Raw genomic sequence first — 17,889 nt, forward strand, 5'->3', positions numbered from 1 at the left:
GAAACTCCTCCCGAAAAATCGCTTATATATTTATTTAACAGAACCGTCTGACAGCCCTCCGGCAATCTTCTTTTGAATCAACATGAAAAATACGATAGATGGTACGATAACAATAACCGAAGCGGCCATCATCTCTCCCCAATCCAGAATTTCCGATCCGGTCAATGAATATAACGCCACGGAAATCGGCATTTTAGCTGAACTGTTGATGAGCAGCAAGGCGAACAGAAATTCATTCCATGTATTAATAAACGTATAAATAGCTGTTGCTACAACGCCTGGTGCCACAATCGGCAGCACAACTTGAACGAATGTTCTTAGTTTCCCGGCACCATCCACTCTGGCAGCCTCTTCAATTTCAATAGGAACAGTTTGGAAGAAACCGGTCAGCATCCATATGGCATACGGAATGGAGAAGGATAAGTAGGTGATGACAAGCCCTGTCCATGTATTCACCAATCCGAATTTGACGATGATGATCGAATAGGGCACAGCTAGCAAGATAGGCGGAAACATATACGTTGTAATTAAAAGTTTGGTCATCTTCTTCCCCGCTCTTGGGAAAAAACGAACAATGCCATAAGCAGCTAACGAGGAAACGACGATCGTGATTACAGTTGCCGATAAGGAAACGAGCAAACTGTTTTTAATATTGGTCGTGAAGTGCAAATTGTTCAGAACCCTGTCATAATACGAGAACGTAAAGGACTTCGGAAAAAACGCCAAGGGGTGACTGGCCATTTCACCGGACGACTTGAAAGAGGATAAGATGATCCAGATCAAAGGAAAGACCGCTATAATGGCAAGTACCGTGAGTAAAACGTATAAGAAGGACATAGCAAGCTTACTGGTGCCTACACGATTCATTAGCGATCCTCCTTTTCCCATTTATTCAGGAATCTGAAATAGACTAAACAAACACAAAGCAGAAACAGCAGCAAGATAATCGTTATGGCAGAGGCGACGCCAAGCTGCTTCATCCCCCAACCAGCTTTATACGCGAAAATAGGCAAGGTCGTCGTAATATCGGAAGGGCCACCGCCCGTCATTAAATACAAAAGATCGAAGTTATTGAAAATCCAAATGGTTCTCAGCACGAGCAATAAGCCGATGACACCCCTAATATGCCGTACCGTAATCGACCAGAACGATTGCCAAGCGGTTGCCCCGTCCATGACGGCAGCTTCATATTGCTCGCTTGGAATTGTTTTGAGCGCAGACAGGATATTGACCATAAACAAGGGATAACCGAACCATATGTTAATAAAAACTACCGCTGCAAAGACATAATCAGGTTCTGCAAAAAGGTTAATATTGTTCTCTGTAATTCCCATGGTGGTTAACAAATTCGGAATGAAACCGTAGACATCGTTTAAAATCCATTTCCATGAGAAAGCGATCACAATGGCCGGGAATGCCCAAGGAATAATTAATAAGGTGCGATAAATGCCGGAAAACCTTGGAATTTTATTGAGCGCCAGAGCACTGGCAAAGCCAAGGAATAGCTGGCCAATTATCGAATATACCGTCCATTTGATCGAGTTAACAAATGCATGGTAAAAATCCGGGTTGGTAAGAACCCATGTAAAATTATCTAACCATACCCAAGCGTAATTCACTTTAATTAAGTTTTTCGAGGTAAAACTGAAGTAAATGCTTGAAATTATAGGGTAAATTAGCAGTAATACCACGATTAGAACCGCAGGCAAGATGAATAATAAGCCCGTGGAATTCAATCTTTTCAGCCTTCTAGTGCCCATCCGGTTCACTCCACTCATGAGAAGTTAAGTAAGAGGAAGAGGGAGCTCCTCCCCCTCCATTTAACTATTTGGTTGCCGTTTGAAATAAGTCATTTAATTTCTTCTCGGCTTTTTTAGCTTCCTCTTCTATATTCGCCTTGTCTTTCTTCAAGATAATGTCTTGAAACATCATTTCAATCACATTCTGACTCGTAATGATGCCCGATTGGACCGAAGGACCATTTTCCATACCGATCGCAGTTCCGCTGTTTATCGCATTGCCGATAACTTTAACCGCATTGCTGAATTTCTTGATCGTCGGGTTGTCGAGGAACGCTGGATCTTCGGCAATATCCTTCATTGCTGGCAGCATGCCTGCAGGTACAGAATGTAAGAACTTAATGTATTTGTCTTTCTCATACAAGCTTTCAATAAAAGCTTTAGCAATTTCCGGGTGCTTGCTGTTTTTCCATACGACCATTGGGATATTGGAAGTTTCGATGCCACGGTCCGCATCGCTTGCATTCAGCTTCGGCATAGGAGCTGCATCGATTTGGTCTAATAAAGCAGGAGAGTTCGTTTCCACCCCGCCGATCTGGAAGCCGCTATTAAAGTCGAAAGCCGTCTTGCCTTGATAGAACAACGTAGCTTGGTCTAATACTTTGAAGTTAATTGAACCGGTTGGAGATGTCGCTCTATACATATCAACCCAATATTGAATGCCATCGAGTGCGGCTTTACTTGTCAGATTCGCTTTCCCATCTTTCGTAATCAATGTCTCTCCAGCTGATCTCACGTAGAAGTTCAAGAATCGGGTAGCCATCAGATCGCCGGATCCGGTTGGAACGGACAGACCGTAAACGTTCGGCGGATTGTTCACTTTCTTAGCCGCTTCAAACAGTTCGCTCCAGGTTTTAGGTACTTCCAGGTTTGCAGCTTTCAACAAATCTTTGCGATACCACATAACTTGAGCGTGCGAGTAAATCGGAATGGAGTAATTTTTACCATCCTTCGTGCCTTCTTTCAGAGGAGCTTCATAGAAACGACTTCTTCCAATCTTGTCAATCACATCGTTAATTGGAATAATCGCCTCGGAATTCAACATTTCAACCACATGATTTGGCAGGGCTGTACTCACATCAGGCACTTGCCCTGACAGCAAACCCGTTGTCCATTTCGTGTAAAATTCACCCCATGAGAATGTCTCAATTTTAATTTTGACTTCCGGATTCTTTTTCATAAAATCATCAGCAGCTTGTTTCATATAGTCGTTTCTTGGCCCTTGCGTAAAGGAATGCCAGAAAACAATTTCCCCTTTTAATGGCGCTGCCGAAGTCGTGGTTGCCCCTTTGTTAACATTGGGCGTAGCATTAGATTCCTCTTTTCCATTGCTGCAAGCGGTTGCAAGTACGGTTGAAGCGAGTAGGACGAGCGCTAATTTCTTTTTCATTGTTTGACCCCTCTCCGATACTGGAATATAACAAACCCCTTAAAACTCACGATCAAATAATGCTACCAGAAATGAACAATTATAAATGTCCCTCTCTAAGAAAGGACCAGAACACCAATTATATGTGATAGCGTACGCACTGATAATCACCTATAAATTGGCATTCCATTCATAAACATTCATTTTCTATCCCTAATACTAACGGAAACATATCCGCTTTAACACATAGCAAACCAACCAATACTAGCACAATTCGATCATGATAATGAATAATCTGACTATTCCCTTGCCAACTGACGATAGGAGAAAGGCGTTACTCCGAAATGCTTTTTAAACACTCTAGAGAAATAATTCGGATCTTCGATGCCAACTTGATACGCAATATCGGATATCCGCTCGTCCGTTTCCAATATGTTCTTGGCCGCTACAACCATTTTAAGATCGGTCATAAAATCACTTGGCGATTTGCCTGTGTGCTGTTTAAACAATCTGCGAAACGAAGAGGTGCTGAGACTTACCATCTTGCTCAATTCTTCGATGCTAATCGTGGTTTTATAATTGTTCAGCATATAATCCAAAACGAGCTCAACCCGGTTATCAATTTTTCTATCTAATTTCAATTTTTTATGCTTATTCGGTTTCACAGAATATGCTTCAGACGAACTGATTAAATAACCTACAATTAATTCCAGGTAGCCCCTAAGTGTATAATGCTTCCCCCTGTTAGTTGAATCCTTCTCTCTGATAATACTGTGAAAATAATAGTTGATCTGTGGATCTGTACACGTCAATTTCGTATCAAACCCAAAAATTTCAGACCAAACTTCACTATCGATGAGTGGAAAAGTAGCTGTGAAACGTATGCTCATGAATGTAAAATCATCCGTCAATGCCTGACACGACAGCGCACTTCCTTGAGGAATGTAAATCATATCATTCTTATCCAGTTGATACGTATTTTCGTCGATCATGAATATAGCCTTACCCTTTTCAATAAATCGGATCATGGAATATGGGATCATAGACTCGTGAAAATTCCACCCTTTAGGGAAACTATATCTTTCTGCATACAAATAATTTAATCGCAGTGCCTGTAAGATATCGTTTTCTGGCATCGTAATCACTCCTCGTTTATTTTTGTTCATCCAACAGCGAATGGTTTAAACTAGTATACCAAAAGTAAGTTTAAATTAAATCGTGCTCCCTACTATTCTGGGTACTGTACACATAGATAAAGATGCTTACGTACAATGAGTTGTACGTAAGCATCTTTAGAATTGTTTAAACATCAACTTTCACTTTGCGATACTCCCCTGGCGGAACACCGGTATGCTTTTTAAACTTGCGAATAAACGCATTTACACTGTAATACCCCACCATGGAGGCAATATCGAGCACTTTCAGATCGGTCGTCGCTAATAACTCTTGCGCTTTCCGCATACGAACGTTGTTGATGTAATCACTGAAGTTAACGCCTTTCTTATTCTTAAAATAGGTTGATAAATAAGTCCCTGTAATCCCCAGCTTATCGGCAACTAATTCCAAGGTAATATCATCCCCAAGATGTGTGTTGATATAGTCCGTTGCATAATCGATAATCGGATCGGCTTCCTCCACTTTCCTGCGAATTACCGCCAATTCCATCTGGAGGAACCACTCAAAGTATCGTTCCAATTGTTCCAAAGTAAAACATTCCCGAACATTCTCGTAAGGAGCAGTCCGAGGCAAGGAACGTTCTGCGAAAACCGAAATCCCCGACTCTCTCCCGGAAGCTTTGTTCACTTTACGCATCACTTCTGTTGCATAATCATGCAGCTGTCGCATCGTCGCCCCTTTTCGATCGAGGTAGTGAAGGCGTCGCTTTACGATTTGAATCAATTCGATCGCATTGCCCTTTTCCAAGTTAGCATAGAACACTCGCTCTTCTTCATGATCCGAATGAACAGCATCCTTGGGCCCAGCTTCCGTAACAATTTGCGTATCGTCACCCATTCGCCGTCCCTTCAATAGCAGCAGTATCTGATTATACGCATCGGAAAATTTGGAGGAGTCCTCGTACCTGTCACTCACCGAGATCGAAACAAGACAGTACTCCCGGTCCAGATCGAAGACCTGCTTCCAACGCTGCAGAAAGACCTCGATTCGCGACCGTTGATCTTCCTCCATGAATATCAGAGATAAGATAATGTCGTTTTCAATCTGAAACGTAACCGACTCCTCGAATGCTTCCGTCAAATCGGCATTGACAAACTCCTTGAATAAATTAGCCGCTTTATCCTGGGCAATATCCATATCTGTCTTTAGCCGGGATTTAAATAAAAGTTGAAAACCAATCAAAATAAAAGGTTTATCAATGTTTGGAGGGATATTAGCTTCCTTCGCGTAGCCCCGAATATTTTTAAACTTATTCGTGTACGCGTAATATTTAAGCAATGAATTTTGACGGTCCAGATCTTGATGAATGACAAGATTCGTGCGAATCAGATCATTGATTTTCTCACTAATGACATTGAACTCTTTAATTTGACTTTGCGGCGGGTTGGAGACATTGAGCTGACGAATGGATTCTAAGATTTTACGAATCGGATTATTCAACCTCATACTGAAGAAAATAGAGGCGGCAACACTTAACAATAGTGAAATGATGAGAATGGTAGCCAGTATAAGGTTCAATTTTGAAATTTGCGAGTCGATCGAAGCTGTAGGAATCACATTGACATAGGTAAACCCGCTTAGCGTCCCTTTTTGATAGAAGAGATACGATGCTCCCACTTTCATATGCCCTTGCTGTTCATCCATCGGTGGAAAGGTCATTGTCCCGGCATGATCTGAAGCATACAACATGTTTTTCTTTTCATTTAAAATAAAGAGCTTATTCTCTGGTGAGGCGGACTTATAAAATTCCGCAGCCATTTTTTCATTATCTAGCAGCGCGATGATTGCAATGCTTTTATTGTCGCTGCTGAATAAGAGCGGCATTAGGCTGCCGCTGTACTTTTGAATATCCATCGTTTTTAGTGCAAAATTCGAGGACGGATACATGGTAATCCCATTGTTGCCCCTTATTTCTCCTTGCCAAAAATCATAGGTATACGTGTCATTGTAATAAAATTTATCGAACATATCATGTAAGGAAGCTGATCCATCTTTATCAAACGCCAGATCAAGCCGATTCAACACAAAAATCATGTTGTACAAATACAGTGACGGATTCGTTAAATACCCTTGCAATTCATTGCGAAGTTGAGTTACCGCCACATAATCGATTCCGCGCACTTTGTTCCAATTCACGATGCTGGCGTTGACTTTTAAATACTGGGTAAACGTAAAATTCTTAATGGTTCTGATCTGATCTTCATAATGTTTGACAGTAGTGTCGGTTAGAACGCTGTTGTTCTCTATTAATTTCTCCTCCAGATTTGTCCGAAAAAAGGCATACGAAACAAAGTTAAAGGAAACCGGCAATAGCGTAATAACGATAAAACTGATCAGTAATTTAAAAAATAGTGAACCCGCCTTCTTAGGAAAAGGTCGTATATTGGCCATACCTAGCGCCCCCCTCTAGTTGCCAAAATTATATCATGTTTACCTATCAGTGTAGAACAAGCAGCACCTAGAAGGAAATGTGCTGTTCTATTCATAGTTAGCTCATCTTCACATCAGAAGTCGGTAAAAAGCCATGTTCTCGCTAACACCTCGAGAAACATGGCTATTCTACACATGGATGCTACTGTTTAATTGACGGTTGGCTTATAGATATTCACATCTTTGATACTCGTGTAGACACTTTGATTCGTACCATGTCCAAGTATCCGTATATACTTTGCACTGACACTTGAGAACGTATAGCTTTCATACTCCGCCGTTGTTCCGCTGCTTGTGCCCGAATAGACATTCGTCCAAACCGTGCCGTTAGTCGATACTTCAATATCAAAGGTCGCTTGACGTTGATGGCCCAAATACCAAGCAATATCCACTTGATTCACATTCTTGACATTACCGAGATGAACTTGAAGCCACGGATAGCCTTGCGGATTGTCGGATGTCACAAGCGAGGAATCCGCTTTGGCCGACCAAATGGTCGCCATGTTGTCATCGATTCCATTGGCTGCGCCAAAATCGGCACTCACAACATTGCTTGCTGCTCCAGCTACCGTAAGCAAGGAAGAATCCTCCACCGTGAGCGTGTATGTGTTGGTGACCGTACCGTTCGCAGACGTCACTTGAATTGTTGCTGTTCCTGTCGCGTTGCCACTCCAAGTCGTTTGCACCGTCGCATTCTTATCATGCTTGATAGCTGAAACCGTTGCCTGCGGTAATTTCGAAGACTTCGGCACGGTATAGTTAAATACGCCGGAAGTAAACCCTTGAATGAACTTACCATTTAGAACAATCGCATCCAATGTCGCGTCGTTGCCTGTTTGGCCTCCCCCTGATCCTTGCACCCCTTGAACCGTATCTGTGGATAGGTTCAGGGCAACCGCGGTTCCTTCTGCTTCAAAGGTCCATGTATCCCCTTGCTTCGTCAATGTGACGCTCTTCGGGATACTTTCCGAATCGGACCAAGAGAATGCCGCAGCATTGGCCCAATGGGTTTGCGTGGTATTGATCAACCGAAATGCCTGTCGATCCATGTTGCTTTCTTCTGTTACATAAGGCACATAGTCTACGCTTGAAACTGTATTGGCCCCTGTCAGTTCCTTATATCTTAAATTCGCCGTCCCACCGGTGGTCAGATAGCTGCCATCTCCTAACGATTGAATGTTTTGGCTTTCCGGGAAAAAGCGGAGCTCCAGATTTTTCGGCTCATTGACTTCAATATCGTCCACGACCACAAGAATATCCGGCTTTATATAGATGAGATGACGTTTATACTTCTGAAGACCCAGCGTACTATCATAAGCTTGAGCCGCTTCTCCAAGCATGTAATCGTACACAGCTGTGGATACGGTTTTTACAATAGTCGGCTCTGACTTTACACTTTGCAGAGGAAGGTTATTGAGGAATTGTCCTCCTTCACCCAATTGGCCCATTCCGTTGATCAATAGCGTATTATGATTGGACGTCCGCTTATTCGCATACCCATCGTCTCGAATTAACCATTCCCCATTGCCAAATATCATAAAATGATTAGCATCAGGATGCGCATGATCCACGCCCCAGTTATCGAACGTTTCGGACTTATTCATATGGAGTGCTTTATGCCCGATCGACGGGCCGCTTTTGAAGGCGACAACCGATTCGTCTCCGGACCAGTCAGATCTCGCCGAAACGATGCCTAGATCATCAAACAGATGCAGGGTAGGCAGGCTGCTCGTCGAACCTTCCGCCACCGTCGGGTCATACCACAACAGATTGCCATATTTCACATTGTCAGATTCAATATTGGCACGATCGATCTCGCCTGCAAGACCTTGTGCAAGTTCATCCCCATATTTACCTGCTAGAAGTCTTAACGACATATCAGGACCATACCAGTTCACATTGGCATCATCTCCAAAATTAAGATGATTAACGTCGGATTTCCAACTGTTCTTAGGTAACTGCATATAAGCTGCATACGTTGAAGCCTGCTCAAGCCACTGATTGCCTGTGTAAATATCGATGCCTAGGAATTTCTGAGCAAGCTCGCCATACTTCAATAAGTATTCAAGCCCGTATTGCCAATACGGATACCCCTCTTGGCTAGCTCCATCCTCCGATAAGGCTTGCAGTACTTTATCAAATTTACCTATCGAGTACGTCAGCCAAGGAAGCGTATTCTCTCCAGTTTCATAGAGTGCAATACCTGCCGCTGTAAGTCCACCTAGACTCACCCACATATGGTTCTGTAAGTAGCTTTCCGTCCAGTAGATGTTATATTTTTGACCTTCAAAAGGCTGACCACTCGCCTTCAGATACATTTCGTTTCCGCGCGATTCCAACTTTTGCTTAATGGCATTGCGCGTTGTCAAATCCAGGTCGTTATACAGCCAATCATAGACGATGGCAAGACTTAATAATTGATGTCCCGCAGCAAGATCGGTATTCTGAAGAGCACCTCTTCCCCACGTTGGGTAATTGACAGAAGCAAGCGCATAAGTTTTCGCAGCATTGAAATATTTGATATCTCCGTCGATTAGATAGGCTAAGGCCAAATAGATCGTATGATCAGCCGTGTCTCTTTGCCATGATTCGCCATCATAGGTATCCACGTAGTAGGCTGTAGGCGTGGTTACCGCATAGGCATCCGCCTTCGCTTTAATTTCCTGCCAAATGTCCGCATGGGTTCCGCCTGATAGAATAGCCGTTTTCAACTGATTTACCTTGGCTCCATCAAGGAAAAGACTCGGATGCACGTTGGCGTAAGGCGCTAGTGGGGTCGATAAGGGCTGTATGCTGATCGTCACAGTCGCATACGTAGAACTGCCGTTGCTGTCGATTACCCCGATATAAAAGCGATCGGTCGTCTGGCTCCCCGGATTCGCTTTATACGTCCAGGTACCATCGTTATTGACACGAACCGTCCCGTAGTTCGGCTCTGCCAGCTTGGTGTACGAGAGGGGATGGTTGTTCGCATCAATGGCAATCACCTGCCCGCCAACCGAACCGCCAAACGTTGTTGTTGCTGTGTAATCGGGTACGGTGATATCGGTATTTCCTCCGACCTGTACAATACTTGCGGCTTGGAATCCACCATCTTGGGACGTCGCGGTTACACCTGCAATGCCTTGACGGATAGCGGTCACAGTACCATTGCTTACGCTAACAACACTCCCATCCGATGTTGCCCATGTCACACCCTGGTTGGTTGCACTTACCGGAGCAATCGATGCGTTCAGCACACTGCTCTCGCCAACTTGCAAAGTCAACTCAGCCGGAGTGACGCTAACCCCCTCGGCATACACCCATGGAATGACACTTTCCCCGTCATACCAGATCATACCCGTGCCTGTGTCCGGCATGTTTTCAATCCTCATCTTCACGGCGCCTGCCGGCGCTTGGACAATCTTCTCAACAAGCTTCCAATCTTGACTTCCTTTAATCCCACCTACAAACACCGTTGAACCAATAGGCGCATTCGAGTTGTTATAGAAACCAATCCTGACCCGTGCTCCTTCGACGGATAGCACTTGGCTCGTCTTGATCCACGCTGAGAATTTATAATGATTCCCAGCGGTAATGGAGGTAATCTCTCTAGCGACACTAATTCTGCCACTACTGGAGGCATCAATCTTGAGTGATTTTCCACCGTCCTTGACTGTCGTGCTGTCCACGCTAGCCACTGGCCCTGACGTATAATTCGTAAGTGACCAGCCTTCAGGAAGCACATTCCCAGACGAAACCATTTCAAAACTTCCGTTTCGCAGCAGGCTGTTACTATTAATTATCGTTGATGCAGTTAGATTGCCATCTACGGTTGTTACGGTAATCGTTGCCGTTCCTTGCCCAACCACCACAACGCTGCCGCTGTTATCTACTGTCGCAACAGCAGGATTGGAAGAGGTCCATGCCACCCGCTGGTCATACGCATTTGACGGCGACACGACAGCCGACAGTCTAATCGTATCTGTAACTGCAGCGGTGACTCGATTCGTATTCACAGTGATGTGACCCACACTCACTCCCGTATCCCCGACGGATACATAACATTGCGCGCTAAATCCCCCCTCGCTTGTAGCTGTAATCATGGCTGTTCCATAACCGATTGCTGTTACTGTCCCCCCGCTGTTCACTGTGGCCACACTCTCACTGGAAGAGGTCCACGTTATTTGTTGATTTGTCGCATTCACTGGTGTAAGTGAAGCATGCAAAGCTGTCGTTTGCCCAATCGAAAGATGGGCTGACGTTAGGTCCAACGTTATTCCTTGCACGGGATAAACAGGTACTACTTTGACATCGTCGTACCAAGTAACACCTGTCCCTACATCTGGCATCAGTTCAATCGCCAGTTTGACAGTTCCGACGGGTGCCTGCACCGTTTTATTCACAAGCTGCCAATTGTTGCTGCCTTTGAGACCGGATGTATACACTTGAGCGCCAGTGAGCACATTCACCCCATCATAAAAACCAATTCTTATTCGTGCTCCCTCTTGAGAAACTACATTTTCAGTTTTAATCCAAGAAGAAACATTGTAAGATTGCCCTGCTGTGATCGAGGAAATATTTTGAGCTACACTCTTTCTCCCTCCCGCAGCTGCATCGATCTTAATTGCACGGGTTCCCTCATGATAAACAGCACTATCCACCGTTACAACAGGCCCTGCGGTATATTCCTTAATCGTCCAATCGGTTGGATTTCCATTTGTCAGTTGCGTTTCAAAGCCTGCGTTCAACACCATGTTACTCGTTTCGGCCTGCACACGTTGATTAATCGGAAGAAAGAGTCCAACTAGAATTGCTACTAATAAACAGTGCACAGTAAATCGAACTAACCTTTGCTTTCCTCGTTTAACTCCCACGCATTCATCTCTCCTCACTTAGATAAAAGAGTAAAACCCGCACCCGCGTTAAGCGTAAATCAAGCCCTTTCGCAAAATGGCAGATGCGGGGAATGATATCCAACCCCTATATTACGGGATTCGATTTATTTCTGAACCCGGTCAAACGCAGCTTGATAGACATCAAGTGTCTTTTGAAGTCCTTGTTTTTTGAGCTCTTCCACATATTGATCCCATTCATCCAAGCTTCGTTGACCTACAATAAACTTGGAAATACTCTCGGAATAAGCATCCGTTACCGCTTTTCCGGTGATGGATAACGTATCGAGCTCTGGCTGCGTATTTTTTGGTAATGGGCTGTACACATCCATATACTTGTCAGCCTCATCGTAAGCGGATTGCAGGCTTGGAGAGATAATCGATTTGTACGCATCAAAATCAAACCAGGTATACGTGCCCAGCGTGGTTAAGCCAAATTTATTGGCAAGCTCCGTTGCATTAGTGAACAAGCCCGGCTTATACTGTTTTTTCCCGTTTTCCACGGTAAAAGTTTCGCCTTCTTTGCCCCAACTTGCCATCGTTTTGCCTTCTTCACTGTAGAAGAAATCCATCATTTTCATAATTTCTTTGATTTTCTTCGACTTGGCCGAAACCATCAACCCACCATCAACAGATTGGGTGTTCAGGAGCAACGGTTTCGCACCAGCAAATCCCGAAGCAGGCGGCATGAAGGCTAACGTAGAATCCGGATTTTCCTTCCGCATTGGCGTGTTGAAGAAATCAATTCGTACGATGTAATCATTCGTCACAAAGCTCTTATTCGTCGAAATCATATCTTGCCAACGTTTCGTATCTACGGTCAGGAAATCTTTCGGAATCAGGCCATCAACGTAAAACTTGTGCAGGTACTCTACCATCTTCTTATAGTTAGGTTCAATAGGACCAAACTTCACTTTATTCGTTTTCTTATCGAGATAATAACCGCCATTCGTATCAAACGAAGGGGCCATATTGCTAAGAATATTCAAGCCATTCCGGAAAACAAAAGGTGTGGATTCGGGATAAATTTGCTTGAGCTGCTTTAAGGTTTGATAAAATTCATCATACGTAGTTGGCGTCTTTACATTATTTTTCTGGAAAATATCTTGACGATATAACCAACTCATCCCATTGGCCTTTCCATAACCTTCATTTGGAAATACGTACATTTTCCCGTCAGAAGCCAAGGAAGCTTTCACGTAAGTCGGATATTTCTCCATCCATTTTTTAAAATTAGGCATGATATCCGTGTAGTCGAGAATATTGGCAAACACCCCTTGAATGCCATAGGTATTGGCCATCGGTGTATAGCCGAACGTCAGGTCCGGCACAGATCCGGAAGCGACATTGAGCGTCGTCGTATCTTGCAAATTTCCTGAAGGAAGCTGAACATTCCAAGTTGCTCCTGTCTTCTCCTCAATGTATTTCCAGATCGGCCAATCCTTGTTGTACGGCCAACTTGCATTGGTTTCAAGCAGTGCAGTGAACGTATTCTTCGTCACAGCTGGACTTGCGGCTGCCGTACTTCCCGGACTTACGCTGGTGTTTGGAGACGGACTCTGAGTGTCTGTTTTTGTTGTACAACCTGCAAGAACGGTAAGGACCACGGCCATATGAAGTGCTACTAAGCCAACTTTTCTCATTCACAACTTCCCCTTTATGAATAATTGATCTATAACTAGTGTGTTTATAATGGTTATCCTTTAATGGAACCCACCAAAACCCCTTTATCGAAATACTTCTGCAAAAAGGGATACAGCAACAAAATCGGCAGCGTTGCTACCATAAGTACCGCGTATTTCAGCGACTCCGTGACAATGGTATCGCCCTGAGCGCTGGTTGCTTCAGTTGCCATCTGTCCAGCAAGCATAATATTGCGTAATACGACAGATAACGGAAATAAATGAACGTCTCTGAGGTATAACAGAGGAGTAAAGAAATCGTTCCACAAACCTACGGCTGTGAATAATCCGATCGCCGTAAACACAGCTTTAGACATTGGGAATACGATCCGTATGGCGATCGCAATGTCGTTTAGGCCATCCATTTTACCCGACTCTTCGATTTCCTTCGGTATACCTCGGAAGAATGAGGTCATCACTAACAGATTCCATGAGTTCACCGCATTCGGGAGCACCATCGCCCAGATGGTATCCATGAGCCTATACGATTTGACGACAAGAAATGTCGGAATCATGCCGCCACTAAAGAATAGCGTAATGACAACCATAAGTGTAAAGCCTTTTGCAAACATCATTTCTTTTTTGGTGATGGCATAAGCCCCGAAAGCTGTTATGGTTAAGGAGATGAGTGTGCCCAGTACCGTGTACAGAAACGTATTGAGGAATCCCTTCATAATGCGAGGGTCCTTCAATACCAGCTCATACATAGCCAAATTAAACCCTTTGGGGTACCAAGTAACGCTTCCTTTCATCACATACGTACTATCACTTAAGGAAACCGCTAGCATGTAAAGAAAGGGATAGAGGGTTACCACAACCACACCAAGCATGAGCAAAAGGTTAAAAATGGAAAATACCGTGATTCTTTGCTTCATAACGATGTCCCTTCTACCATAGGCTAGTTTGCGTAATTTTGCGACTCATGTAATTCGTACCTATGAGAAAAACTAAACTAATGATGGAAGCAAACAATCCAACCGCAGATGCGTAGCTGTATTGCCCTCCGATAAGCCCCATTTTATACACATTGGTACTTAGAATGTCCGCCGTTTTCAGGTTGATCGGGTTCGTAAGCAGGAACACCTTCTCGAAACCAACTTGCGTAATATTGCCCACACTTAGGATAAGTAACGTAACAATGGCAGGCGCAATACCTGGCAAAGTGACGTGCCACATTTTCCTCCATCGTGAAGCACCATCCATCTCTGCCGCTTCGTATAACGTTGGGTCGATTGCCGACAAGGCCGCAAGATATATAATAGATCCCCAGCCAAAGCTTTGCCATACACCGGATGTTACATAAATGGTACGAAACAATCCAGGCTCCATCATGAAATTGATCGGTTGAAAGCCTAGCGATTGGATGATATCGTTAATCAATCCGCCTGAAGGCGAGAGAAACGTGACAATCATCCCTACGACAACGACATTGGATATAAAATGCGGCAAATAACTGACGGTTTGGACGAACCGTTTGAACAGCGCATTCTTCAGCTCATTCAGCAGCAGTGCGAGTAGGATCGGCGGCGCAAAACCAAAAAGCAAGGAGTAAAACCCTAGTAAGAAGGTATTCTTAATTAGATTTAATGAGCCTGGGTCTTGGAGAAACATGATGTAATATTTCAGTCCTACCCAGTCACTCGACCAAATCCCTTTCACTAAGTTGTAGTTCTTGAAGCTTATGACGATCCCGAACATCGGGGCGTATTGAAACAATATGTAATACACCAAACAAGGCAAAAACATCAGAAGCACATATTTCCCTTTATCTATTCGATTGAAAATGCTTGGCTTACGATTGCCATAATTGTGTTCGTTGACCATCCTTATTTCCCCTCCTTTCTTTGACCGACGTGAACCCCTGACTTCACGTTTTGATCATAGCAAGCACTCACAGCGCTGAATATGACTCATTTTTCTTAAAGTTAACCCTGCTCAAGCTCAACGTTAGATCTGCTAATCAGTTAAAGCTCTGCACATCTCTTTCTCTATAAATAACGGAAAAAACCGTCCTAGATCAGGACGGTTTCGTGTTTCTTACTCTTCCATTAACTCACATTCACATAGGGTTCGCATTTTCAGATCTAGCTTACATGTCTTTACTTCAAAACCATGGAAATCAAGGCGGACTTTCATGTCCATGTGGGGAACCCTAACCACCGTTGATCTTGCTTGTCCTGTTGGCTCGAATAATCGCAAGATAAACGTGTCATCACTGTGTTCGGCCTGCTTGAAGGTCGTCATCTGGATGACATCATCATCGAGTTGCACAGCGGCAGCAGGGATCTGCCCTTCCCCGTGGGGGAAGAACGAAAGTGCATACGGCTTCTCATTCCATTGAAGCGCCTCTCGGTCAATACTTGCGAGTCTTTCCGATTTATGACCAGCGTTCAACCAGAACCGGAACATTCGCTCCCCTTGGTCGATTCGCGGTGAAAAACGATCATTAGGCATCAATGGTCGATCAAGAATGGGATGAGCGGTGTAAGCCGCCCCTCGTAGAAGGGAAGGTCTCATTACACCATTTGAACTATCCGATCCATAGATCCCATCATTGATGAGTGTAACGGCTCCTATATCCGTTTCGGACATGAGCGCTGTCCATTTTTGCGCAACGACTTCGGTTCCATCTGTTTCAAGAGACTGCACGCCAAATATAGTCTGCCCTACATAGTTGCCGTCTTCAAGTACAGTTGGAATGGCAAGTTTCAGCATCGTGTCCTTCTCTTGCCAAAATGTACGCACATGGATCTCGATCTCCGTCCCATGTTTGGGTAGTTTGTACGTGAGAACGACCGCAGATTGACCATAGCTCAACAGCGATTCAATGACGGTACGTACTTCACCGTCTTCAATCACCCTGACTGAAGGGAGCGTGGTTTGGCCATCAGAAATACCCGAGAAAGCTGTCCCCTCTTCGGGGGACATAAGACGGAAAGCTCCTTTCACACCCTCAAACCGATCCGTGTCCATCCGCCATGGATCCCCGTTATCCGTAATGGCCAAGGGGTGGAAAGCTCCTTCTTTTAGATAAGGAATACCATTGACGATGTACTGATCCATCAATCCTGTTTGCGTATTAATAACTACGAGTAGTAGCGGTGTTCGGAACTGAATATTACCGTCTTCGAGCACCACCTGCGGTTTAGGCTTCGTAGGCAATAATTCCATCTTGCAATCGAATCGGTTCATGGCGGAAGGCGATAATTGAGCCTCGAACACGACCCTTTTGCGCCAGTCCAAACTGAGATTGCTATGTTCTTTCTCCGCTTGAGAAGGTATGCGCACGCCATCTTGATAGACGACAGGCATTGAGAATTGATCCTGCCAGTTCTGATCCGCAAGCATAAACTCGCATTCAAACACACCCCGAACGGGATAAGGATGGGGATTATAGACGAGTATCGGATACTCTCCTTCCCCTGCTTCCCGCTGCCCGCTCGATAAGGCAAAGAATGCACGTGCTTTCAGCCTGGATGCAATTTCCAAACCATGATCCAACAAACGTAGGGAAGATTCTTCTGCTGGCTGAATAGAGGTTCCCGGCAAAATATCATGGAATTCAGCTACCATCAGATCATGGAACGCATCGTTAAGCTCCTCTTTGGGATAGCGAAGGTAGCCTTGCAGAGCGGCAGATGATAGCATTTTTTCCGTTTGGTACAGCTCATTCTCCAGCTGACGGTGCTTTTGCTTGATTCGGATCATCGAAGTGTAGCAGCCAACAAAGCGAGGATTCAGATCTCGTTCATGACGAGGCAGAGCATCCGCACCCTTGGCAAGATCCGCAAAGTAGGCTTCGGGGGTTGAATGTACAACCTCAACTGTACGATTCGTTGACGCAATCAAGTCGCTGATATGATCGAGATCTAGACGCGAAGGCCCACCACCATGATTACCAACACCCCAAAGTACAAGCTCAACACCTTGATTCGTTTGCTTATTGATTCTCTCTTTCACCTTGATATGCGCTTGACCTAGCAGCGTATTATATCCGTCTTGTATTTGATGGGCAAGCACTTCAGAGCCATCAAACCCGACCCAGACGAACTCTTGTGCTGGGCCAGCAACGCGATCATCGGGACGCATGAACAAATACGAATCAAAACCTGCTTTTCGCATCAGCTGAACAAGACCTCTCGAATGCCCAAAAGAATCAAAATTGATAGCCGTTGTTGGTTCTACACCAAATTTTTCTTTGAAATAGGTCCGCCCAAGCAAAATTTGCCTCACGATGGACTCCCCGGAAGGCATATTACAATCTGGTTGTAAATACCACCCTCCCATGATGTGCCACTTGCCGGCTTGTACCAGCCCCTGAATTTTACAGAATAAAGAAGGCTCGTACTCCTCAATCCATTTATATAGCAATGCTTCATTGTGGTTAAATACGTACCCCTCATATTCTTCGCAAAATGCAGCAGCAGCCCGAAAGGTTGATACCGCAGCGGCCGCCCCTTCTTCCCACTCCCATTGCCACACGGGGTCCAGATGTGCATTGCTTAATAGATGAAGTTTTCGCATCGTAATCTCTCCTCTTTGTTCATGACATGATGCCA

The 17,889-nt window shown here is 44.5% G+C and carries 10 protein-coding genes; all 10 read right to left on the minus strand.

The window, feature by feature from the left end:
- Positions 1-30 precede the first annotated feature (30 nt).
- The 10 genes from AC58PV_RS01780 to AC58PV_RS01825 all read right to left on the minus strand — a co-directional run bounded on the left by AC58PV_RS01780 (position 31) and on the right by AC58PV_RS01825 (position 17,854).
- Positions 31-867 (minus strand): carbohydrate ABC transporter permease, encoded by an 837-nt coding sequence (locus AC58PV_RS01780; protein ID WP_497430581.1) that lies wholly within the window; start codon positions 865-867, stop codon positions 31-33.
- Positions 867-1,760 carry a carbohydrate ABC transporter permease gene (locus AC58PV_RS01785; RefSeq protein ID WP_497430582.1) on the minus strand — a complete coding sequence of 298 codons (894 nt, stop codon included), beginning with the start codon at positions 1,758-1,760 and terminating at the stop codon, positions 867-869. The genes AC58PV_RS01780 and AC58PV_RS01785 overlap by 1 nt, the downstream gene beginning before the upstream one ends.
- 64 nt (positions 1,761-1,824) lie before the next feature.
- Positions 1,825-3,189: an ABC transporter substrate-binding protein gene (locus tag AC58PV_RS01790; protein WP_497430583.1), complete on the minus strand. Its 1,365-nt coding sequence runs from the start codon at positions 3,187-3,189 to the stop codon at positions 1,825-1,827.
- 278 nt (positions 3,190-3,467) lie between these two features.
- On the minus strand, positions 3,468-4,304 hold the full coding sequence (locus AC58PV_RS01795) for an AraC family transcriptional regulator (RefSeq protein ID WP_497430584.1): 837 nt from the start codon (positions 4,302-4,304) through the stop codon (positions 3,468-3,470).
- Positions 4,305-4,470: 166 nt separating this feature from the next.
- On the minus strand, positions 4,471-6,735 hold the full coding sequence (locus AC58PV_RS01800; protein ID WP_497430585.1) for a helix-turn-helix domain-containing protein: 2,265 nt from the start codon (positions 6,733-6,735) through the stop codon (positions 4,471-4,473).
- 188 nt (positions 6,736-6,923) lie between these two features.
- Positions 6,924-11,630 (minus strand): Ig-like domain-containing protein, encoded by a 4,707-nt coding sequence (locus tag AC58PV_RS01805; protein ID WP_497430586.1) that lies wholly within the window; start codon positions 11,628-11,630, stop codon positions 6,924-6,926.
- A 125-nt stretch (positions 11,631-11,755) separates the two neighbouring features.
- A complete protein-coding gene (locus AC58PV_RS01810; RefSeq protein ID WP_497430587.1) occupies positions 11,756-13,291 on the minus strand; it encodes a type 2 periplasmic-binding domain-containing protein in 1,536 nt (511 codons plus the stop codon).
- Between the two features lie 53 nt (positions 13,292-13,344).
- On the minus strand, positions 13,345-14,205 hold the full coding sequence (locus tag AC58PV_RS01815; protein WP_497430588.1) for a carbohydrate ABC transporter permease: 861 nt from the start codon (positions 14,203-14,205) through the stop codon (positions 13,345-13,347).
- Between the two features lie 13 nt (positions 14,206-14,218).
- A complete protein-coding gene (locus AC58PV_RS01820; RefSeq protein ID WP_497430589.1) occupies positions 14,219-15,154 on the minus strand; it encodes an ABC transporter permease in 936 nt (311 codons plus the stop codon).
- A 213-nt stretch (positions 15,155-15,367) separates the two neighbouring features.
- Positions 15,368-17,854, minus strand: a complete 2,487-nt coding sequence (locus AC58PV_RS01825) for a glycoside hydrolase family 38 N-terminal domain-containing protein (RefSeq protein ID WP_497430590.1) — start codon at positions 17,852-17,854, stop codon at positions 15,368-15,370.
- Between the last annotated feature and the right edge of the window lie 35 nt (positions 17,855-17,889).

Source organism: Paenibacillus sp. J22FR83, assembly GCF_059691955.1.

What these genes read in the sequence shown, in the direction of transcription:
- AC58PV_RS01815 (WP_497430588.1), bottom strand. Translation starts at nt 14,205, where the DNA reads ATGAAGCAAAGAATCACGGTATTTTCCATTTTTAACCTTTTGCTCATG.
- AC58PV_RS01810 (WP_497430587.1), bottom strand. Translation starts at nt 13,291, where the DNA reads ATGAGAAAAGTTGGCTTAGTAGCACTTCATATGGCCGTGGTCCTTACC.
- AC58PV_RS01820 (WP_497430589.1), bottom strand. Translation starts at nt 15,154, where the DNA reads ATGGTCAACGAACACAATTATGGCAATCGTAAGCCAAGCATTTTCAAT.
- AC58PV_RS01780 (WP_497430581.1), bottom strand. Translation starts at nt 867, where the DNA reads ATGAATCGTGTAGGCACCAGTAAGCTTGCTATGTCCTTCTTATACGTT.
- AC58PV_RS01800 (WP_497430585.1), bottom strand. Translation starts at nt 6,735, where the DNA reads ATGGCCAATATACGACCTTTTCCTAAGAAGGCGGGTTCACTATTTTTT.
- AC58PV_RS01795 (WP_497430584.1), bottom strand. Translation starts at nt 4,304, where the DNA reads ATGCCAGAAAACGATATCTTACAGGCACTGCGATTAAATTATTTGTAT.
- AC58PV_RS01790 (WP_497430583.1), bottom strand. Translation starts at nt 3,189, where the DNA reads ATGAAAAAGAAATTAGCGCTCGTCCTACTCGCTTCAACCGTACTTGCA.
- AC58PV_RS01785 (WP_497430582.1), bottom strand. Translation starts at nt 1,760, where the DNA reads ATGGGCACTAGAAGGCTGAAAAGATTGAATTCCACGGGCTTATTATTC.
- AC58PV_RS01825 (WP_497430590.1), bottom strand. Translation starts at nt 17,854, where the DNA reads ATGCGAAAACTTCATCTATTAAGCAATGCACATCTGGACCCCGTGTGG.